This window comes from Rugamonas violacea (genome assembly GCF_016461825.1).
GTDB lineage: Bacteria > Pseudomonadota > Gammaproteobacteria > Burkholderiales > Burkholderiaceae_D > Rugamonas.
Genome location: NZ_JAEMNU010000118.1, coordinates 25,362 through 45,019, shown reverse-complemented (window position 1 = coordinate 45,019; position 19,658 = coordinate 25,362). Strand labels below are relative to the sequence as shown.

Annotated in this window: 19 protein-coding genes; 8 read left to right on the top strand and 11 right to left on the bottom strand. The window is 70.9% G+C overall.

Annotated elements, in window-relative coordinates; genetic code table 11:
- Positions 1-28: 28 nt before the first annotated feature.
- Entirely contained in the window at positions 29-568 is a 540-nt protein-coding gene (locus tag H7U20_RS20950; protein ID WP_199761081.1) for a DUF2867 domain-containing protein, read from the bottom strand.
- Between the two features lie 187 nt (positions 569-755).
- Here H7U20_RS20950 and H7U20_RS20945 point away from each other — a divergent pair, with 187 nt between their 5' ends.
- Positions 756-2,669, top strand: coding sequence for a S1/P1 nuclease (locus H7U20_RS20945; RefSeq protein WP_199761080.1), 1,914 nt, complete (start codon positions 756-758; stop codon positions 2,667-2,669).
- On the opposite strand, the gene H7U20_RS20940 is transcribed toward H7U20_RS20945, so the two are convergent.
- The 3 genes from H7U20_RS20940 to H7U20_RS20930 all read right to left on the bottom strand — a co-directional run bounded on the left by H7U20_RS20940 (position 2,666) and on the right by H7U20_RS20930 (position 5,916).
- Positions 2,666-3,628, bottom strand: a complete 963-nt coding sequence (locus H7U20_RS20940; RefSeq protein ID WP_199761116.1) for a gamma-glutamyl-gamma-aminobutyrate hydrolase family protein — start codon at positions 3,626-3,628, stop codon at positions 2,666-2,668. The two genes, H7U20_RS20945 and H7U20_RS20940, sit on opposite strands and share 4 nt — an antisense overlap.
- Before the next feature lie 101 nt (positions 3,629-3,729).
- On the bottom strand, positions 3,730-5,502 hold the full coding sequence (locus H7U20_RS20935; protein ID WP_199761079.1) for a class I adenylate-forming enzyme family protein: 1,773 nt from the start codon (positions 5,500-5,502) through the stop codon (positions 3,730-3,732).
- A 51-nt stretch (positions 5,503-5,553) separates the two neighbouring features.
- Positions 5,554-5,916 (bottom strand): flagellar basal body protein, encoded by a 363-nt coding sequence (locus H7U20_RS20930; protein ID WP_199761078.1) that lies wholly within the window; start codon positions 5,914-5,916, stop codon positions 5,554-5,556.
- A gap of 202 nt (positions 5,917-6,118) precedes the next feature.
- Between H7U20_RS20930 and H7U20_RS20925 the strand changes: the two genes are divergently transcribed.
- From H7U20_RS20925 to H7U20_RS20915, 3 genes are all read left to right on the top strand, one after another.
- Positions 6,119-6,988 (top strand): ABC transporter ATP-binding protein, encoded by an 870-nt coding sequence (locus H7U20_RS20925; RefSeq protein WP_199761077.1) that lies wholly within the window; start codon positions 6,119-6,121, stop codon positions 6,986-6,988.
- Entirely contained in the window at positions 6,985-8,565 is a 1,581-nt protein-coding gene (locus tag H7U20_RS20920; RefSeq protein ID WP_199761076.1) for a hypothetical protein, read from the top strand. Before H7U20_RS20925 ends, H7U20_RS20920 begins: the two co-directional genes overlap by 4 nt.
- 217 nt (positions 8,566-8,782) lie before the next feature.
- Positions 8,783-9,439, top strand: a complete 657-nt coding sequence (locus tag H7U20_RS20915) for a phasin family protein (protein ID WP_199761075.1) — start codon at positions 8,783-8,785, stop codon at positions 9,437-9,439.
- Between the two features lie 37 nt (positions 9,440-9,476).
- Here the strand turns inward: H7U20_RS20915 and H7U20_RS20910 are convergent, their stop codons facing one another.
- Positions 9,477-10,361, bottom strand: a complete 885-nt coding sequence (locus H7U20_RS20910; protein WP_199761074.1) for an alpha/beta fold hydrolase — start codon at positions 10,359-10,361, stop codon at positions 9,477-9,479.
- A gap of 216 nt (positions 10,362-10,577) precedes the next feature.
- Here H7U20_RS20910 and H7U20_RS20905 point away from each other — a divergent pair, with 216 nt between their 5' ends.
- From H7U20_RS20905 to H7U20_RS20890, 4 genes are all read left to right on the top strand, one after another.
- Positions 10,578-11,081: a carboxypeptidase regulatory-like domain-containing protein gene (locus H7U20_RS20905; RefSeq protein WP_199761073.1), complete on the top strand. Its 504-nt coding sequence runs from the start codon at positions 10,578-10,580 to the stop codon at positions 11,079-11,081.
- Positions 11,082-11,143: 62 nt separating this feature from the next.
- A complete protein-coding gene (trxC, locus tag H7U20_RS20900) occupies positions 11,144-11,620 on the top strand; it encodes a thioredoxin TrxC (RefSeq protein ID WP_199761072.1) in 477 nt (158 codons plus the stop codon).
- A 234-nt stretch (positions 11,621-11,854) separates the two neighbouring features.
- Complete coding sequence (locus tag H7U20_RS20895) at positions 11,855-12,724, top strand: substrate-binding periplasmic protein (RefSeq protein ID WP_199761071.1); 870 nt, start codon at positions 11,855-11,857, stop codon at positions 12,722-12,724.
- 33 nt (positions 12,725-12,757) lie between these two features.
- Positions 12,758-15,163, top strand: a complete 2,406-nt coding sequence (locus H7U20_RS20890; protein ID WP_233410962.1) for a TonB-dependent receptor — start codon at positions 12,758-12,760, stop codon at positions 15,161-15,163.
- Here H7U20_RS20890 and H7U20_RS20885 read toward each other — a convergent pair.
- The 6 genes from H7U20_RS20885 to mdcC are packed head-to-tail and all read right to left on the bottom strand — an operon-like array spanning position 15,160 to position 19,647.
- The gene (locus tag H7U20_RS20885; RefSeq protein WP_199761070.1) at positions 15,160-16,056 is read right to left on the bottom strand and encodes an ACP S-malonyltransferase; all 897 of its coding nucleotides are present in this window, start codon (positions 16,054-16,056) and stop codon (positions 15,160-15,162) included. The genes H7U20_RS20890 and H7U20_RS20885 overlap by 4 nt on opposite strands.
- Positions 16,053-17,033 (bottom strand): triphosphoribosyl-dephospho-CoA synthase MdcB, encoded by a 981-nt coding sequence (mdcB, locus tag H7U20_RS20880; RefSeq protein WP_199761069.1) that lies wholly within the window; start codon positions 17,031-17,033, stop codon positions 16,053-16,055. Before mdcB ends, H7U20_RS20885 begins: the two co-directional genes overlap by 4 nt.
- Positions 17,030-17,695, bottom strand: a complete 666-nt coding sequence (mdcG, locus tag H7U20_RS20875; RefSeq protein ID WP_199761068.1) for a malonate decarboxylase holo-[acyl-carrier-protein] synthase — start codon at positions 17,693-17,695, stop codon at positions 17,030-17,032. The genes mdcB and mdcG overlap by 4 nt, the downstream gene beginning before the upstream one ends.
- Positions 17,679-18,440 (bottom strand): biotin-independent malonate decarboxylase subunit gamma, encoded by a 762-nt coding sequence (mdcE, locus tag H7U20_RS20870; protein ID WP_199761067.1) that lies wholly within the window; start codon positions 18,438-18,440, stop codon positions 17,679-17,681. Before mdcE ends, mdcG begins: the two co-directional genes overlap by 17 nt.
- Positions 18,440-19,336 carry a biotin-independent malonate decarboxylase subunit beta gene (locus H7U20_RS20865; RefSeq protein ID WP_199761066.1) on the bottom strand — a complete coding sequence of 299 codons (897 nt, stop codon included), beginning with the start codon at positions 19,334-19,336 and terminating at the stop codon, positions 18,440-18,442. The genes mdcE and H7U20_RS20865 overlap by 1 nt, the downstream gene beginning before the upstream one ends.
- Positions 19,333-19,647 carry a malonate decarboxylase acyl carrier protein gene (gene mdcC, locus H7U20_RS20860; RefSeq protein ID WP_199761065.1) on the bottom strand — a complete coding sequence of 105 codons (315 nt, stop codon included), beginning with the start codon at positions 19,645-19,647 and terminating at the stop codon, positions 19,333-19,335. Before mdcC ends, H7U20_RS20865 begins: the two co-directional genes overlap by 4 nt.
- Positions 19,648-19,658 lie beyond the last annotated feature (11 nt).

Here is a 19,658-nt window from a genome sequence, read left to right as displayed (position 1 = left end):
TCCAGCCGTTCGCCGCCGGGTGGCCGTACTAGTTAGCCGCCGGCGTGTCGTCCGATTGCTGCGGCCAGCCGGCCAGTGCCGCTTGCCGCAGATTCGAACGCACCACCATGCGGTGGAAGGGGGCGATCAGGCGGATGTAGCTGCGGCCCAGCAGGTTGTGGCAATGCACCACGGTCGACATCACCACCTGGGACGCGCCGGCTTCATCGCGGCGCAGTATGGAGAGGCGGAAGTCGAGGTGCTTGTCGTCCTCGCCGAGAATGATCTCGTGGGCGCGTCGTTCGTAGATCTTGAAGAAGGCCACGCGCGCGTCGCCGACCGTGCTCAACTGCTTGGTGGTCTTCAGGCCGAATATGCTGACCAGGGCGTCGCGCAGATGCATCAAGCGACCGATCCAGGGCGCCTGCTGCGCGAAGATGAAGCGGGCCAGTTGCTCGGGATCGCTGATGGCGCCGGGCGGCAGGCGCAGCGAGTAGGCATCGGCCAGGAAGGGCTGATGATATATCCCGGTCACGCGCGAGTCGGCGGGCAGGGCGACCGCGACAATCGGCCATTCGGTGTTTGGCATAAGTAGCTCCTCTGTGCAATGCCGAAAGAATACAGCAAAGCGCGCGACCTTGCCGCGAGCCGCATCGGGGCGTTTTTTCGAGCCCAATCTGCGCTAGAATTCCACACCATCATTCCACATCATCGCCCGCAGCCGGGCTAGCGCCGGCCTGCGTTTGCCGTTCATCCCGCCTTTCGATCGGAACGCCATGAAACGTCTACCCCGCTTCATCCTGCTGTCCACCCTGGCCGGCGCCCCCGCGCTGGCGCTGGCCTTCGGCGCCGACGGCCACCAGCAGGTCGGCGCGATCGCCGACGCCCTGCTCAAGAACAGCCGCGCCGAGCAGGAGGTCAAGCGGCTGCTGGGCGATCTGGATTTGCGCACCGTCGCCGTGTGGGCCGACTGCGCGCGCGCCGTCGGCAGCAGCGACAACCAAAACTTCATCTACACCGTGGCGACCTCGCGCGATCCGGCCCACCTCGGCGAGCCGGCCTTCCCCGAGTGCACGGTGTTCGAGAGCGACGCCGGCAAGGAGCGCCTGCGCAACTTCGTCGCGCACAACTGGCGCCAGTGCGGCAAGGCGCACGGTGCGCAGTTCTGCCACAGCCAGTACCACTACACCGACGTGGCCAGCGTCCACTCCAGCTACGCCGAGGGCTATGTCGGCACCAGCGAGTTCGACGTGGTGCACGCGATCCGCGCCGCCACCGCCTATCTGCGCGGCCAGCCGGCGCCGGCGCCCTTCGTCTTCGCCGACCGGCAGGAGGCGCTGATGCTGCTGGCCCACTACGTCGGCGACATCCACCAGCCGCTGCACGCGGTGCAGTTGTACCTGGACGCCGACGGCAAGGTGCTCGACCCGGACGCCAAGGGTTACAAGACGGGCTACGACACGGCCGGCGGCAATCTTCTCCTCAGCGGCAAGGAGCGCCTGCACGGCAAATGGGACAGCGTGCCGGCCAGCCTCAAGCCGGACGGCGCGCAGGCGCAGGCCTTGCAGCAGCAGGCGCGCTGTGTCGCGCCGACGGCCGGCGACGAGGGCAACTGGGCGGCGCGCTGGGCCGGCGAGTCGGTGGCGGCGGCGCCGCAGGTGTTCGCCGGCCTGCGCTTCACCTTGGCCGCCGGCTCGAGCGGTGTCGGCGACGACGCGGCGCGCAACTGGGACTACACCATCGTCGATCCGGATTACGACGCGCGGGCCGACGCCATCAAGGCCGGGCAGCTGGCCAAGGCCGGCGCGCGGCTGGCCTGGTTGCTGCAAGCGATCTGGCCGGAGCAGGCGGCCGATGGCGGCGCGCAGGCCGGCGCCGCATCCGCTGCCGCATCCGCTGCCGCATCCGGCGCATCCGGCGCATCCGGCGCGGTCGTCGCGAGCGCCTCCGGCGCCACTGCGGCGGCCGTGGCGCGGCAGATGGCCGGCTGCGGCAGCGGTTACCTGGCGGCCGCGGCGGCCCCGCACATCGAGCAGTGGTTGCCGGCGGCGCCCAAGGCCGGCAGCGCGGCCGAGGCGGCCGACATCGCCGCCTTCAAGCATGGCCGCGCCACGCTGCGCACGGCGCGCGGCCAGCAGGCCGCCGAGGACGACGTCTTCGTGCCGGCCGAGGTGCTGCCGCGCTTCGGCGAGGCGCTCGGCGTCGAGCTGAACGGCGCCAACGCGCCGGTGTTGATGGTGCTGCTCAAGCGCATGCAGGCCGACGTTTCGCGGCTGGTCGGGCCGGTCAAGCGGATGGTGGCCGAGGGCGGCCGCAAGCGTCCCTTCGTCGCCTTCCCGGCATACAAGTCCTGCCTGTATCCGCTCGACATGGCCGGCCACCGCCACGTCGACATGGTCGACTTCTCGCTCGACAAGACGGGCTCCTATCCGTCCACCCATGCCTGGCTGGGTCTGACGGTGGCCATGCTGCTGAGCGAAGCGGCGCCCGAGCGCGCCGACGCGTTGCTGGCGCGCGGCCTGGCCTTCGGCGACAGCCGCGTGGTCTGCGGCTTCCACTATCCGAGCGACGTCGAGGCCGGCCGCACCGCCGCCGCCGCGCTGTACGCCCGCCTGCGCGGCGACGCCGCCTTCGCCAACGACATCGAGGTGGTCAAGCAGGAGGTGGCGGCGGCGCGCCGGCGCGACTAGAAGCGGGTCTCGCGCGCCACGCGCAGGAAGTTGTCGAGGATGGGCGTGCAGTCGAGCAGTTCGGCGCCGCCGGCGCGGTGGAACTCCGGGTGCCACTGCAGGCCCATGACGAAGGGCGCCTTGCGGTAGCGGATCGCCTCGATCATCTGGTCGGGCAGCGACAGCGCCTCGACCTGCATGTCGCGCCCCAGCGTCTTGACGGCCTGGTGGTGGATCGAGTTGACCAGGCCCTGCGGCTGCTCCCGGCCCTGGCGCTGCTCCTTGAACAGCCGCGCCAGCGAGGAGCCGGGCGGGAAGGTGACGATGTGGCGGTGGCGGTCGTAGTCGTCGTGGACGTGGGCCAGCGCCGCCGGCACGTCGGAGGCGATGTCCTGGAACAGCGAGCCGCCGAAGGCGACGTTGATCAGCTGGCAGCCGCGGCAGATGCCCAGCACCGGTTTGCCGGCCTCGACGAATTCGTGCAGCAGTTCCAGCTCGTACATGTCGCGCGCCCGGTCGCCGCCCCACTCGGGCCTGGTCGGCGTCTCGGCGTAGCTCTGCGGCGAAACGTCGGCGCCGCCTTGCAGCACCAGGCCGTCGAGGTGGCGGGCATAGTCGCGCAGGCGGATATTGCTGGGGTGGAGGAGGCCGTCCTTGTTGACGGTCGGGATCATGAACACCAGCACGTCGCGCGACATCACCCACTGCGCGATCGACTCCTCCAGATATTGCAGGTTCTTGCTGCGCAGTCCCGTGGCGCCCGGCTCGGGGTGGAAAATGCGCGCCGAGACGCCGATGTGCAGCGGACGCTGGATGATGTGGCGCGTGGCGGCGGCGGCCAGGCGGCGGTAGCGCGCCAGCAGCACGCGGCGCCACAGGCTGAATACGGTGTCGCCCGGATCGAGGTAGCGCGGCTTGGCCTGCTCCTGGTCCGATTTGCGGCGCATCTGGGGTGGATCGTTGTTGTCGCCGTTGGCCATGCCCGTGCTCCCGTTGCTGTACGAGTTGATAGTCTGCCACATCGGCCGTCTTGCAGTCGCGCGCCTCGGCCGCCGCCGCCGCGCGCGCGGTATGGTTGCGCCTAGTCGCCGGCCCGTGGCAGGCCCTGGGCCAGTTCGCGCAGCCGGCCCTTGAGCACCTTGCCGCTGGCCGCCGCCGGCAGCGCCGTCATGACGACGATCTGCGCCGGCAGCTTGTAGGGCGCCAGCGCGCCGGCCAGGTGGGCGTGCAGCGCGCGCCGCAGCGCGCCGTGTGGCGCGCCGTCCGCCGCGCTCTCCGCCGCGCCGTCCGCCGCGCCGTTCGCCACGTCGTCCGCCACTGCATGGTGCGGATCGATTTCGACAAAGGCCACCACCTCCTCGTCGCCGTCGGCGGCGTCGCGGCCGACCACCGCCGACTGGGTCACCGCCGGGTGGGCGTTGAGCACCGTCTCGACCTCCAGCGGGTAGACGTTGAAGCCGGAACGGATGATCAGCTCCTTGCTGCGGCCGGCGATGAACAGCGCGCCGTCGGCGTCGCGGCGGGCCAGGTCGCCGGTGTCGAGCCAGCCGCCGGGACGCAGCACCTGCGCCGTCATGGCCGCCTCGCGGTAGTAGCCGAGCATGACGTTGGGGCCGCGCACCCACAGTTCGCCGACCGCGCCGGGCGCCGCGTCGGCGCCATCGGCGTCGACCACGCGGGTCTGCACGCCGGGGATCTCCAGGCCGACCGAGGTGTCGGCGCGCGGCGCCGCCAGGCTGGTCTGGCTGATAGTCGGCGCGCTTTCGGTCATGCCGTAGCCGTTGTGCAGCGGCAGGCCGAACAGCCGTTCGACGTCCGCCTTCAGGCTCGGCGTCAGCGGCGAGCCGCCGGCGTAGATGAAGCGCAGCCGCGACGGCAGCGGCGCGCCGGCCGGGCCGGCGGCGCCGCCCAGCGCCGCCAGCAGGCGGGCATACATCGCCGGCACGCCCTGGACGATGGTCAGGCCGTCGTCGCGCACGGCGGCCAGCAGCGCCTGCGGGCTGAAGCGGGCGGCCAGCTGCAGGCAGGCGCCGGCGTACAGCGTGCCGAGCATGACCGAGGCCAGGCCGTAGACGTGGGAGATCGGCAGCACGCCGTAGGCGCGGTCTTGCGGCCGCAACCCGCGCAGCGTGCTGGAGACGGCGGCGATATACAGCAGGTTGCGGTGGCTTAGCATCACACCCTTGGGCTGGCCGGTGGTGCCGCTGGTGTAGACCAGCGCGGCGGCCTGGCCGGCGCCGCCGGCCTGCACCGGCGCCGCAGCGCAGCCCTCGTCGAGCGGGCCGACCAGGCAGCGTTCGAGGGCGTCGAAGGCGGCGCCGGCGGCGCCGCAAGCGTTGCGGCGATCCGGCGCGGCAGCGGCGGCTTGGCCGCCGTCGCCGTTCGGCCCGAGGCCAGCCGCATGGCCGTCGCCGCCGCCGAGACTGCGCGCCGGCAGCGCGCCGTGGCGCCTGCCGTGGGCGGCCGCCTCGGCCGCCTCGGCCGCCGTGTACAGGACGCGGCGTGCGCCGCTGTGGGCAAGGATCTGGTCGAGTTCGGGCGCCGACAGGCGGCTGTTGACCAGCACGATCCAGGCGTCGATGCTGGCGGCGGCGAAGCACAGCACCACTTGTTCGAGGCAGTTCTCGCCGACCACCAGCAGCCGGTCGCCAGGGCGCAAGCCCAGCGCGCGCAGCCGCGCGGCGGCGGCGTCGACCGCGCCGGCCAGCGCGGCGTAGCTCAGTTGGCGCGCGCCGTCGCGCAGCGCCGGGGCATGCGGCGTGCGCGCCGCCCAGTGCCGCGGAATGGCGCTGATGCGGGCCGGCAGGGCGGCCAGCAGGGCCGCCGTGTCGTCGATGTCGTTGAAGAGGTCCATGCGCCATTGTAACGGCGCGGCGGCGCGATGCCGCCGTCGGCGCGGCCCAGCTCAGGCCTTGGTGTTGATGAGCGAGCCGAGGTTGTCGTCGGCCACCTGGATGACCTTCACCGACAGCGCCGCCTGGGCCTTGTAGACCAGCGAGTTGGTCAGTTCGTTGGCCAGGTCGGTGCCGCTGGGCCGCTCGCCGGCCTGGGCCTGCTGCTGCGCCTGGGTCTGCGCCGCGCCGGACAGGGCGCGGCCCTGCACCGACAACGTCACGCCGCTGCCGGCCGGGCGGTTTTCCTGGAAGCTGGCCTGCTGCGGCGCGAAGCCCTGGGTGCTGGCGTTGGCGACGTTGTGCGCCGACACGTCCAGCGCGCGCTGGTTGGCGGTCAGTCCGGAGACTCCGGCGGAGAGGGCGGTGAATCCCATGGTATTTCCTTTCGGCAATAGTCCACAGTGTACCCCGAAACTTCCGCTTGTGCCGCTCCGCTGCCACTTTTTTTGGCAGCCCGTGGCGCCGTCGCCGCCGTCCCCGGAGAATGTATTCCCTTGTCGCTTTTGCCATGCTACGCTCGCCGCTCGCCATGGCGGCGCCGGGCCGCCCACCAAAACCACGGGAGAGAATCGATTCATGCTTGAAATGCGCAACGTAGTGAAAACCTATGGCAAGGAGGTGCGGGCGGTGGACGACGTCACGCTGAGTTTGACGGCCGGCGTGGTCGGCCTGATCGGCCACAACGGCGCCGGCAAGACCTCGCTGATGCAGATGGTCGCCACGCTGACCCGGCCCAGCAGCGGCCAGATCCTGTTCGACGGCGTCGACATCGTGCGCAAGCCGGAGGCGATCCGCCGCCGCCTCGGCTTCCTGCCGCAGGACTTCGGCGTCTACGCCAACCTGACGGCGCTCGAATTCATGCAGTACTTCGCCGCGCTGAAGGGGGTGCGCGATCCGGCCCGCCTGCGTCAGCTGCTCGAACTGGTCAACCTGCATGAACACGCCGACCGCTACGCCGCCAGCTTCTCCGGCGGCATGCGGCGCCGCCTCGGCATCGCCCAGGCGCTGCTCAACGACCCGGACATCCTGATCGTCGACGAGCCCACCGCCGGCCTCGATCCGGAGGAGCGGCTGCGCTTCCGCCACCTGCTCTCCGAGATCGGTTTCAGGAAGCTGGTGATCGTCTCGACCCACATCGTCTCCGACATCGAAAACATGGCCGGGCGCCTGGCCGTGATGCGCGCCGGCCGGCTGCTCGCCTGCGACACGCCGGACAGCTTCATCGCGCGGGGGCGCGGCCAGGTTTGGGCGGCCACCGTCGACGCCGCCCATTACGAGACGCTGCGCGGCCAGGTGCAGGTGCTGCAGGCGCAGCGCCACGAGCACGGCATCAGCCTGCGCATCGCCCACGCCAGCCCGCCCTGCGCCGGCGCCGTGGCGGTCGAGCCGACGCTGGAGGAGGCCTTGATGGCGCAGCGTTACGCCGTGGCGGAGCTGGCGGCGTGAGCGCGCTGGCCTTGCGCGCCCTGGTGCTGGGCGAGCTGCGCCTGCGTTGCCGCCGTGGCGGCACGCTGGTGGTCCTGCTCGGCCTGATCGCCGTCAGCTGGTGGATGGTGGCCGATCCCGTCGGCGGCAGCACGCTGATCGCCGTCAACGAGGCGCGCGTCGCCTACACCAGCGACTGCCTGGCACTGGGCAGCGCGCTGATGGCCGGCCTGCTGTTCGGCCTGGGCGGCTTCTATCTGGTGCGCGGCCGCATGGCCGAGGACGTCCGCAGCGGCGCCGGCGCGGTGCTGGCCGCCACGCCGGTCGGCAACCTGCTGTTCCTGTTCGGCCGCTGGCTGGGCAGCATGGCCTATCTGGGCCTGCTGCTGTCGATCTTCCTGGCCACCATGCTGGTGCTGCATCTGCTGCGCGGCGAGGGGCCGCTGCAGCCGCTGATCTATTTGCGCACCTACGCCTTGCTGTTGTTGCCGACCCTTTGCATGGTCGCCAGCATGGCGCTGTTGTGCGAGTCCTGGGCGCCGTTGATGGGCAAGCGCGGCGACGTGCTGTACTTCGCCGTCTGGATCGCCCAACTGGGGCCGGTGGGCGCCATGGCCGAGACGATGCTCAAGGCCGGCTTGAGCTGGTCGCCGCTGCTGCTGTTGGATTTTTCCGGCGCCGCCACGGCCGTGCTGCACGTCCAGTCGGCCATGCATTCACCGCATTTCAGCATCGGCGCCGCCGAGTTCAACCCGGCGCTGGCCCCGCTGCTGCTGCCGCCGTTGAGCTGGAGCGCCAGCCAGGTGCTGGGCCGCCTGGGCTGCGCGCTGATCGCCATGCTGCCGCTGCTGGCGGCCTTCGCGCTGTTCCACCGCTTCGCGCCGGACCGCGTCAAGGGCGGCGGCGGACGGCGGCGCTGGTCGCCGCTGGCGCTGGCCAACCGCTGGCTGCGCCCGCTGGCGCGCCTGGCCACGCCGCTGTTCGCGCTGGCCGCGCGCCGCCCCGGCCTGGTCGGCGGCGCCGTCGCCGAGCTGGCCTTGACGCTGGCGCTGAATCCGGCCGCCGTGGCCGTGCTGCTGGCGCTGCTGCTGGCCGGCGCGCTGGCCGCACCGGCGGTGTTGGGCGGCTTGGCGTTCGCCAGCGTCGCCGTTTGGGGCATCCTGGTCAGCGAGCTGGGCGTGCGCGACAGCGCCGCCGACAGCGACAAGATGACGGCGGCGGCGCCGGGCGGCGCGGCCGGCCGTGGCGCCGGCCAGCTGCTGGCCGCCGGCCTGCTCGGCCTGCTGTGCACCGCGCCGCTGGCGCTGCGCTGGTTGTGCAGCGAACCGCTGCGCGCCGCCGCGCTGCTCAGCGGCCTGTTCGCGCTGACCTGCGCCGCCGGCCTGCTCGGCCACATCACGCGGGGCGGCCGCAGCTTCCTCGCGCTGTTCCTGTTCGGCTTGTATGTGTCGAGCCAGGCGCCGCAGGTGCCGGCGCTCGACCTGATCGGCGGCAACGGCGTGGCGAGCGCCGCCACGGCCGCCGGGCAGGCACTGCTGGGTTTGCTGTTGGGCTTGGCGTGGCTGGCGCACGGCCGCTGGCGCCGCGCGCGCGCATGATGCTAGGGGGCGCACATTTGATTCACATCATGCCTTGAAGGTGCTGCTCACGTAGCCTTGGGTCTCGCGCTGCAGACGCAGCAGACGCGAAGTCCGCTCCGGTGCCATCCGTAGTGGCATCCGGTTCGGCAAACCAGGCCACACCGGCGACACGCAAGCGGCCCGCCCACGTCGGCCGTCTTGCTTTCTTAAAACATTTTTATCAATCGAGGCATGTATGTATCCATTCAACAAAGCAGTGACCCCAGCCGCCAAAGACCACATGGAGGCGCAATTGTCTTACTTCAACGACATGTCCAAATCGCTGTTCCGCGTCATCCAGCAGTATAGCGAACTGAACATTCAGCTGGCCCAGACCATGCTGGAGGAGGGCACGGTGGCCGGGCAGCAGGCGATCATCGCCGAGCGTCCGACGGAGGCGATCGCCGCCGCCGCCGCCCATGCCCAGCCGACGGCAGAGAAGTTGCGCGCCTACCAGCAGCACCTGTCGCGCATCGCCGCCGACACCCATGTCGATCTGGCCAAGGTGGCCGAGGAGCACGTCGCCGAGACGGCCCGCACCGCCAAGGCGCTGGCCGACGAGGTGGCGCGCGTGACGCACGAGGAAACCGAGAAGACCGTGCGCAGCCAGCAGGACGCGATCCGCCAGTTCACCGACCCGTTCGAACGCTTCGCCGAAGGCAGTCGTCGTCAACAGCAGGGCCGTGGCAACGAGATGCGCGGCAGCTCGACGATGCAAAGCGCGGGCCAGGACGGCGAGGGACGCGAGGGCCACGCCCAGAGCGGCAGCATGCAGGGCGGCAGCCACACCGCCGCCCAAGGCGCGGCGGCGGCTCAGTCGGGCAAACAGCCCGCCCCGCGCAAGGAAACCTGATCGTTGCGGCAGCGCCCTGAGTTGCGGGAAGCCCGGCTCAGGGCGTGTTGCGCAGCCAGGCGATGATGGTGTTGGCCACCGTCTCGGCCTGCTCCCGTTGCGGGAAATGGCCGGCCGCCTCGACCAGCAGGCGCTGGTAGGGGCCGGAGAACAAATGCTCCTTGTGGGCCGACGTGCTGATGGCGTTGGCGCCGTCCTCGATGCCGTGCAACACCAGCGTGGGGACCGCGATGATGTTGTCCTCGCGCAGCCGGTGCTCCAGCGCCGCGTAGTGCGGGTCGCCCTCGGCGTAGCCCCAGCGGTGGCGGTAGGAGTGCAGGGTGATGGCGTGCCAGTCCGGATTGTCGAAGGAGTGCGCAGTGGTGCGGAATTCCGCCTGGGTGAACTGCCAGGTCGGCGACCAGGTCTTCCACAGCAGGCCGGTCAGTTCGCGCCGCTCCTTCTTCAGCGCCTCGGCGCCGCGCTCCGTCGAAAAATACCATTGATACCAGTAGTTGCGGGCTTGGACCAGACTGAGCGTCTGGCCCGGCTCGTTGGTGCCCCAGCCGACCGCCAGCGCGATGCAGCGGCGCACCCGCTGCGGCGCCAGCAGTGCGGCGTTGTAGGCGGCGCGCGCGCCCCAGTCGTGGCCGATGACGGTGAATGGCGGCAGTTGCAGCGCGTCGGCCAGGTCGAACAGGTCCTGCGCCAGCGCGCTGAGCTGGCCGCTGCGTGGCGTGCCCTGATGCAGGAAGCGGGTCTCGCCGGCGCCGCGCAGGTAGGGCACGATCACCCGGTAGCCCTGGCGCGCCAGCGCCGGCACCACCTCGTCCCAGGTGTGGATGTCATCCGGCCAGCCGTGCAGCAGCACCAGGGGCTCGCCGGCGGCGCTGCCGTATTCTCGGTAAGCAATGCGTAGCCGCTCGGTATTGACGAATTCCATGGCATTCCCGTCTCGATGTGCTCGATATGTGTTCGATTATAACCACGTATCGCGGCGGCAAGCGAGCCCGGCATGCCGGCCGCGCCGGCGCGCCGCCGAGGAACCGCCAGCCCTCGCCACGGGTCAAACCTGTACCACCGCCGTCCCCGGCGCCAGCCATGGCGTCGCCGCGCCGGCGCAGTAGCCTCGTCCATACACTCTGCAAGGAGGTCCGAGATGAACACATCCCACAAACTATTGCTCGCCTGCGCGCTCGCTTGCGTCCAGGCGTGGCGGCCCGCCGTGGCCGCGCCGGCCGCCCGGGACGCCGGGCAGGAGGCGGCGCCCGTGGCGCGCAGCGACAACGGTTTCGCCTACGTCTGCGGCGGCGTTGGTTCGACTGAGGCGGCGCAGATGAAGCGCGCCGCCGGCCACTACAACATGATGCTGACCTTCGCCGAAGCCGGCGGCGCCTACCTGGCCGACGTCAAGGTGACGATCGCCGACCTGCGCGGCAACAATCTGCTCGACACCGTCTGCGACGCCCCCATCATGTTGCTCAACTTCCCGAGGGCGGGCGCCTACCGCGTCAGCGCCGAGGTGGCCGGCCAGACCCGCAGCCGGGTGGTGCAGGTGCGCCGCCACGGCCGCAACGGGGCGCTGGCCTTGTTGTGGCCGCGCGGCGTCGTCGAGCGGGCCGCCCAGGATGATCGACAGGGCTCGCTGGTGCGGCCGGACTGACGCGGCGGCGCGATCTCTGCTAATCTTGGTTTCGTTTTTGCCGCATAGACACAGGATTAGACATGCCCACCAGCACCACCAACGCCGCCGGCGCAAGCCAGGCCGACTCGCTGCACATCGTTTGCCCCCATTGCGACGCCGTCAACCGCGTGCCGGCCGCCCGCCTGGCCCAGCAACCCACCTGCGGCAAGTGCCAGCGCGCGCTGTTCGACGGCCAGCCGGCCGAGTTGTCCGGCGCGCGCTTCCTCAAGCATATCGAGCGCAACGATATTCCCGTGTTGGTCGATTTTTGGGCGCCGTGGTGCGGCCCTTGTCGCAACATGGCGCCGTTTTACGCCCGGGCGGCGGCCCAGCTGGAGCCGCAGTTCCGCGTCGTCAAGGTCGACACCGAAGCGGCGCAGGACTTGGCGGCGCGCTACGCGATCCGCAGCATTCCGACGCTGGCCTTGTTCCGCCACGGCCGCGAAGTGGCGCGCCAGCCCGGCGCCATGGACACGGCCGGCATCCTGGCCTGGGCCAGGGCCAACAACCGGCAGTAGCGCGGCGGCGGGCGGCGGGCGGCGGCGATGGGCAGCGCGGGCGGCGCTGCGTCCGGCGGGCGCCGGCTTGTTCGCAAATGCAACTAAGCTGGTGGCGCGGACATATCCAGGCTTGACTGTTGTCGTATACAAAGCTTAATCTTGACGCACGGCCGCGCCTCGGCTTTGACGACACCGGCTTACGCGTCGTTCCACTCGCTAGGGCCAGACAACGATCAGTCGGAATGCCAACCCATGCATGCGCCCCCTTCAAACCCGGCCCTGGCATCCCACTGCGCGCCACTCGACCGGCGTCGCCGCGCCGCCCTGGCTTGGCTGGCGCTGCTGGCCCCGGCCATGTCGGCGGCGCGCGGCGCCGGGCGCCTCTCGCTCACCCTGACCAGCCACGACTATCCACCCTTCATGGGCCACGGCTTGCCCTACGGCGGCTTGTTGACCCGGCTGGTGGTCGAGTCGTTCAAACTGGTCGACGTCGACCTCACATTCGAGCATGTCTCCAGCAACCGCGCCATCACCGGAGTGATGCGCGGCATCTACGACGGCGGCTACGGCTGGGCCCACAGCGCCGAGCGCGACCGCAAACTGCTGTATTCGAGCAATTCGATCTACATCTTCCGCATGGTCTTCTTCCAGCGCCGTGGCAGCGAGGTGCCGTGGAAAAAATTGGCCGACCTGGGCCGGGCGCAGATCGGCACCACCCTGGGCAACTATTATTCGGACGAGTTCCTGGCTTTGCAGACGGCCAATAAATTGCGGGTGCAGGAGGCCGCCAGCGACCTGGCGAACATGCGCAAGTTGCTACTGGGCAGGATCGATCTGTTTCCGATGGAGGAGGAGGCCGGCAAGATGCTGATCCAGGCCAACCTCAGCCCGGCCGAGCAGGGCCAACTGAGCTTCCAGAGCAATCCCATCGCCACCATTCCGACCTTTTTGGTGCTGCGCCGCACGCTGCCGGGTGCGCGCGAGCTGATCGCGCGCTTCGACCAAGGATACCGGCAACTGTACGACAGCGGCCAACTGGCCAGGTTGCTCGGCGAGACCCGCAAGGCTTTGCTGGGCACCGCGCAGCAGACGCCGGGCAAGGACAAGGGCAGCACCCCGTAGTTCCATCTGCAACATCAGCACCAGGAGAGCCGCATGCGCCAGCCACCGTATCGCGAAGCGACGAGCATGCCGGCCGCGCGCCCGCCGGCGCGGCTGTTTTTGCGGCCGTATCCCAGTCCCTTCTTCGGCCCGTTCTTCAGCCCGTTCGTCGGCAGCTTCCACGGCCCGTTCTTCAACCCGTTCGTCGGCCCGCTTGTCGGTTCGGTCGTCGGCCTGTGTTTGGCGCCGGCCGCACAAGCCCAGCAAGCGGTCGAGGGCGCGGTCGAACAGGTGCTGGTGACGGCGCAAAAGCGCGCCGAGGCCTTGCAGAGCATCCCCGTCAGCGTCACCTCGCTGGACGAGCGCGATCTGCAACGCATGGGCGTGGCCCACCTGTCCGAACTGGCGCGGCAGACGCCGGGCCTGAGCGTGGTCTCGTCCGGCCCGGGACAGAACATCCTCATCGTCCGGGGTGTCTCCTCGGTGGCCGGCACCGCCGGCACGGTCGGCTACTATCTGGACGACACGCCGATCAGCGCCTCCAGCAACGCCTCGCTGCTGTCGCTGCGCGGTCTGATCGACCCCAGCCTGTTCGACATCGCCCGCGTCGAAGTGCTGCGCGGGCCGCAGGGCACCCTGTACGGCTCCAGTTCGATGGGCGGCACCATCAAATACATCAGCACCCAGCCCGACCTGGCGCGGCTGGGCGGCAAGGCCGGCGCGACGCTGTCGCACAGCGCCGGCGGCGGTTGGAACGAGGAGGGCAACGCGGCGCTGAACATCCCCCTGGCCGAGGGTGTGGCGGCGCTGCGCATCGGCCTCTACCTGCGCCAGCAGGCCGGCTACATCGACCGTTACGCCATCGCCAGCGACAACATCCTGGCGGCGGCGCCGGACGCGCCGCGCCAGGCCGGCGTCAACACCGAGCGCACCCGTGGCGCGCGCCTGGCCTTGCGCCTGAACCTGGCCGACGGCCTGGCTGTCAACGCCTCGCTGTACTACCAGCACATGGCGCTGGCCGCGCCGTTCCAGATCGACCTGCCGCCGGGCGGTTCGCAGCGCCTGCTGCAAACCCGCTTGGTGCCCGAGCCGAGTACGCAGAACTCCACGCTGGCCAATCTCACCGTGCGTAAAAATTGGCCGCAGGTCGAACTGGTCTCGTCGACCTCCTACTACGACCGTCGCGTCGCCGTCGACGAGGACTCGTCCAAGGTGCTGTACTACTTCTTCTCGCCGGCGCCGCAGACGGCGGTCTACCCCAGCGGCATGCATGGCGACTACGTCAACCGCGAGTTCACCCAGGAGCTGCGCCTGTTGTCGGACCTGGCCGGCCCGCTGCAACTGATCGGCGGCGCCTACTACCACCACGTCGACGCGCCGCTGGCCTCGTCCATCCCGCTGCCGCAGGGGTACAACGAGCGCTTCGGCAGCAGTTTCGGCAGCTTCTTCAGCGGCGCGCGCCAGGCCACCGTGCGCGAGCGCGCGCTGTTCGCCGAGGGCGCCTACCGGTTGGCGCCGGCGTGGACCTTGCGCCTCGGCCTGCGCGCCTTCCAGGTCGACCAGGGCTTCGCCCAGCAGGGCGACGGCGTCTTCAACGGCGGCCCGTCGGCGGTGACGGGCGACTCGTCCGACCACGGCTACACGCCGAAGCTGAACCTGTCCTGGCAGATCGACCCGCAGCGCATGGCCTACCTGACGGCGGCCAAGGGCTACCGGCCCGGCGGGCCGAACAACCCGGCGCCGGCGGCGCTGTGCGCCAAGGAGATCGCCACGCTGGGACTGAGCGCCAGCGCCTTGCTCAAGTTCGCGCCGGACAGCCTGTGGAGCTACGAGCTGGGACTCAAATCGGAATGGCTGGAACGGCGTTTGACGCTCAACGGCGCGCTCTACTCCATCGACTGGAGCAAGGTGCAGCAGCAGATCGTGCTGCAGTGCGGCTTCAACATCACCGCCAACTTCGGCGCGGCCAGAAGCCGGGGCGGCGAGCTGGAGGCGGCCTTCCAGGCCAGCTCACGGCTCAAGTTGCGCGCCAGCGCAGGCTATGTCAGCGCCACCTTGTCGAACGACGTGCCGGGCACCGCCGCCAAGCGGGGCGACATGCTGCTCGATGTGCCGCGCTGGAGCGGCAGCGCGGCGGCCGAATATGCCTTCGCCGCCGGCGCCGGCCACGCCGCCTATGCGCGGCTGGACGCCACCTACACCGGCGCCGCCAAATTCCTGTACGAGCGCGACAGCCCCTTCCACCGCCGACCAGGCTTCAGCCAGTGGAACTTCAAGCTGGGCTTGCAACCGGCCGGCGCGCGGCCCGCCTGGGTCGCCACCTTCTTTGTCGATAATCTGCTCAACAAGATCGGCCAGACCGGCCTGCCGACCGCCATCTCCGCCGACCTGCCGACGACGCGGCGCGTCGCCATCGTGCGGCCACGCACCGTCGGTATCACGTTGGGGAAATCGTTCTAGCCGCACTCGCGTTCCAGCCAGCCGACCACGCCGGCGAGGCTGCGGAACTCGGCCGCCGAGCGGCAGGCGATGTGCGGATGGCGCGCGCGCAGCATGCGCGACAGCGCCGCGCCCGGCCCCAGTTCCAGCGCCACGGTGACGCCGGCCTCGGCGCAGGTGTCCATGCAGCCGGCCCACAGGATTGTTTCGGCCAACTGGCGCGACAGGTGCTCGACCGCTTGCGCCTTGCCGCTGCCGGCCAGCGCGCTGATGCCGGCCACCACCGGCGCGCGCATGGGGGCGAAGTCGGCGTCGCCCAGCAGCTTGGCGAACGGCGCCACCGCCGCCGCCATGTAGGGCGTGTGCGAGGCGACGGCCACCGGCAGGCGCTTGCAGCGGCCGCCCGCCGCGACGGTCTGTGCTTCGAGGGCGGCCAGCGCGGCGGCCGGTCCGCCGGCGATGCAGCTGTCCGCGCCGGTCTCGATGGCGACGTGGCAGGACTGCCCGGCGCATAAGATGGCGGCCTGGCGCAGCGGCAGGCCGGACAGCGCCGCCAGCGCCTGGTCGGGTTGCGCGTCCAGGCAGGCGTCCATCAACCGGGCGCGCGCCTCGGCCAGGGCCAGCGTCTGCGCCGGCGTGTAGGCGCCGGCCACGCCGTAGGCCGACAGTTCGCCGATGCTGTAGCCGGCCACCAGCGCCGGCGGCGGCACCTTGTCGCGCAACGCCTCCCAGGTGGCCAGCGTGCTGGCGACGATCAACTGCTGGGCGCTGCGGTTGTCGAACATGTGCCGCAGCGGCGGCAGGGCGAGCGAGTCGAGCAGGGCGGCCGCGCGCGGTTCGCCGCGCGCCAGATCGAACATCTGCGCGTGCTGGTCGCCCTGGCCGGGGCAGAGTATCAACAGCCGGCTTCTCATGGCGCCGGCAGGGTGGACATGGCGTGCACCAGGCAGCTGGCCGCCAGCAGGTCGGCGGCGCCGCCCGGCGACAGGCGCTGCCGCACGAACAGGCGGTGGCAGGCCAGCGCCGTTTGGCGCCATTGCGGATGGGCGGTGCCGCCAAGGGCCAGGAAGCGTTCGGCCTCGGCGCGCACCGTGCGTGCGCCGGCGCTGCCGCCGCGATGGTAGACGTTGGTGTCGCTGACGTGGGCCATCAAGGCGAACAGCGTGTCGACGCGGGCCTGCTGCATCGCCGCGCCGCGCGCCAGGCTCGCTTGCAGCGCCGGCAGGCCGATGTCGAACACCGACGGCAAGCCCAGCGCACCTTCCTCGCGCGCGCCGCTGACGGCGTGCAGCGCGGCGGCGCGCAGGCCGTGGCTGGGCGCGCCGGCGCCGCAATGGGCGGCCAATTCGTCGCTCCAACGGATCAGCAGCACGGCGCGCAAGGCGGCCGGCGTCAGCGGCATGCCTTGCGCCGCGCCGCGTCCGGCCGCCGCGCACAGCAGGCCCAGGCTGAAGATGGCGCCGCGATGGGTGTTGACGCCGCCGGTGGCGTGCATCATCCGCGTTTCGGCTTCGATGCCCAGTTGCTTGAGGCGGGCGAAGGGCGCACCCTGTATGCCGGCCAGGCAGATGTGGCGGAAGTAGTGGCGCAGCGCGAACAGGCTGCGCAGGAAGGTGGCCGCGTTCATGTCGTCGTGGCTGCCGTTGTCGACCAGCGAGACCAGGCCCGGCTTGGGGTGCAGGCTCAACTCGGCGTACAGGCTGCGCACGGCGAGGCGGGCGATGGCGGCGGCGAAGGCGCGTTGCCGGCGCAAGGCGGCGCGGCGCTGCGCCGGCGACAGCGAAGGCGCCCGGCCCGGCTCGCCGGCGCGCGCGTGGCGGCCGCGCTGCCCGGATTGAAAATTTGGCTGGAGAGGAGGCTGCCGATCTGGCTGCCGATCTGGCCGATTCATGCCGGCTCCAACGCGGCGCACAGTTCATCGCGCGTGGCCAGGCGCACGCCGTCGGCCAGCTTGGCCAGCACCCTGGCTTGGCCGGCATCGGCGGCGTACCACTCCTTCCACGCCACCGCTTGCGCCGACGGGAAGACGATTTCGCCGTCCAGCGGCAGATAGGCGGCGTGCCGCGCCAGCAGCGCCACGCCGTCGTGCAACTGCGCCGTGCTGGCGGGTTGGAACAGGATGTCGATGTCGGAGCCGGCGCGCAAGTAGGCCAGGCCGGTCAGCACCTGCAGCGCGACCGAGCCGTAGACGCGCAGCTCGATGCCGGCGTCGTGGGCGTCGTCCAGCAAGGCCGCCAGCGCTGCCTGCCAGACGGCGGGCAGCGCCGGCATGTCGAGCAGGGCGGCCAGCGGCAGCGGCGCCCAATGGCGCGCCACCTCGGCGGCGTCCACGCGCAAGGCGATGCGCGGCTTGCGGCCGCCGGCTTCGGGTGGCAGCGCCACGCCGAGGCAGATCTGGTCGGCGCCGGCATCGGCGTCGCGCCGCCGCACAATGCTGGGATGGCCGGCGCGTTGCCATTGTTGTAGCGCGCCGGCGTGCTCCGGCGCGGCGGCCGCGATGGTGGCCTGCCAGCCCCGCGCCGACAGCCAGACCAGGCTATGCCGGGCGTACATGGCCGCCCGCCACGATGGCGTCGATGACCGGTTGGGCGCACAGCCGTCCGCCGCGCGCCAGGCCGAGCGCGCTGCGCCGGTCGCCGGCCGGCCCGCCGCTTTGCGCGCCGCTTTGCTCGGCGGCGCGGCCGTCCTCGACCAGCCGCAGCGCCTCGGCCAGCCGCCGCGCCAGATCGTCGTGCCAGATCTCCTGCAGGCCGCCCATGCGCAGATAGTTCTCCGGCCCCGGCGCGAACACCGGATTGCTCTTGGCCAGTTCGGTCAGCGTCTCCAGCGGCACCTTGGTGATGCGCGCCATCGCCGGCAGTCCCATCACGCGGATGGTGGCGCCGGGCAGGGCGTAGCAGGCGTCGGCCATCAAGCCGCTGGTGATGAAGCCGCCCGACAGCGCTTGGTCGTACACCAGGCCGATCACCGCATGCCCCTGCCGCCGCGCCAGGTCGACGCACTTGCCCAGGTGGGCCATATAGCTGTTGATGCCCAACATCTCGTCGCGGTGGCGCAGGCGCTGGCCCTGCGTGTCGACCAGGATCAGGATGGGCCGGCCGGGCGCCTCGCGCACCGTTTGCAGCACCGCCTTGGCCTGCGCCAGCGCGATCTCCACGCCGATCGGCGCGTGGCCGGTGGTGCCGATCACGGCGATGGTTTGCTCGCCCACCTGCGCCGTGCCGGACAAGAAGTCGTCCTGCGCGCCGATGGCATGCCCGAGCGGGAACAGCGTCGCCGCCAGTGTTTTCCAGTCCATTAATTCGCTCCCAGGCGGTGTGGCGCGGCGGCGCGGACGAAGGCTTCGGCCTCCAGCATCGGCAGCTTGTTCGGTTCGGCCATGCCCAGCGCGGCCCAGATGTCGAGCGGATCGCTCATGTCGCCGAAGCGCTCCAGCCGCTCGCTCAGCAGCCGCTGTTCGGCTTCCATCGCCGCCAATGTCAGTTCGACCGGCGCGGCGGCGCAGCCGGCGATGGCGTCGATGGCGGCCTGGCGGAAGGCCGCCGCGTCGTCGGCCACGATCATCTGGCAGTCGCCCAGCAGGTAGCGGTGCTTGCCGCCGGTGGTGCGCCAGACCAGCGCGCGGTCGCGCGAGTCGAATTCCTCGACGCCGCTGGCCGTCTCGATCACCTCGGGGCCGGACATGGCCAACCGGCCTTCCTCCGACATCACCACCACGTTGGCGCAGCGCGAGACGATGCCCATGCCGCCGAAGGCGCCGTTCGAGCCGCCGATCAGCACCACCACCGGAATGCCGGCGGCGCGCGTGTCGAGCACGGCGCGCATCACCTCGGAGACGGCGATCAGGCCGGCGTTGGCCTCGTGCAGACGCACGCCGCCCGTCTCCAGCAGCAGCACCACGGCGGGTACCTGTTCGCGTACGGCGCGGCGCAGCAGGCCGACCAGTTTGGCGCCATGCACCTCGCCGACCGCGCCGCCCATGAAGCCGCCTTCCTGCGCCGCCGCGTAGACCGTTTGGCCGTCCAGCGTGGCGCTGCCGACGGCGACGCCGTCGTCGAAGGCCACCGGCGCGTTCAGCTGCGCCAGGTGGGGGCTGACGATGCGCTCGGCCGGCGCGACGAATTCGACAAAGCTGCCGGCGTCGAACAGGGCGCGCAGACGTTCGCGCGCGTTGGCTTCCAGATAGCTGCTCATGCGCCGCCTCCCAGCATGGTTTCCACCGCCTGGTCCAGGCGCAGGCTGACCACGGCCGGCGTGGCGCCCATGTCGTTGATCGAAATGCTGACGTCGGCCAGCTGCCAGCGCTGCTGGAAGTCCTGCATCACCGCCTGCCAGATGGCGCCGAAGCCGACGGCGGCGGTTTTGATCTCGATGGCGCAGGCGCCGTCCAAGGCGGCTGCTTCGATCAGCACCTCCAGGTTGCCGGAGCTGACCACGCCGACCAGTTGCGCCCGCTCGGCCAGGCGCCGGCTGCCTTGTTCAAATCGGTAGTTCAGGGTTTCCATCCTTGCTCCTT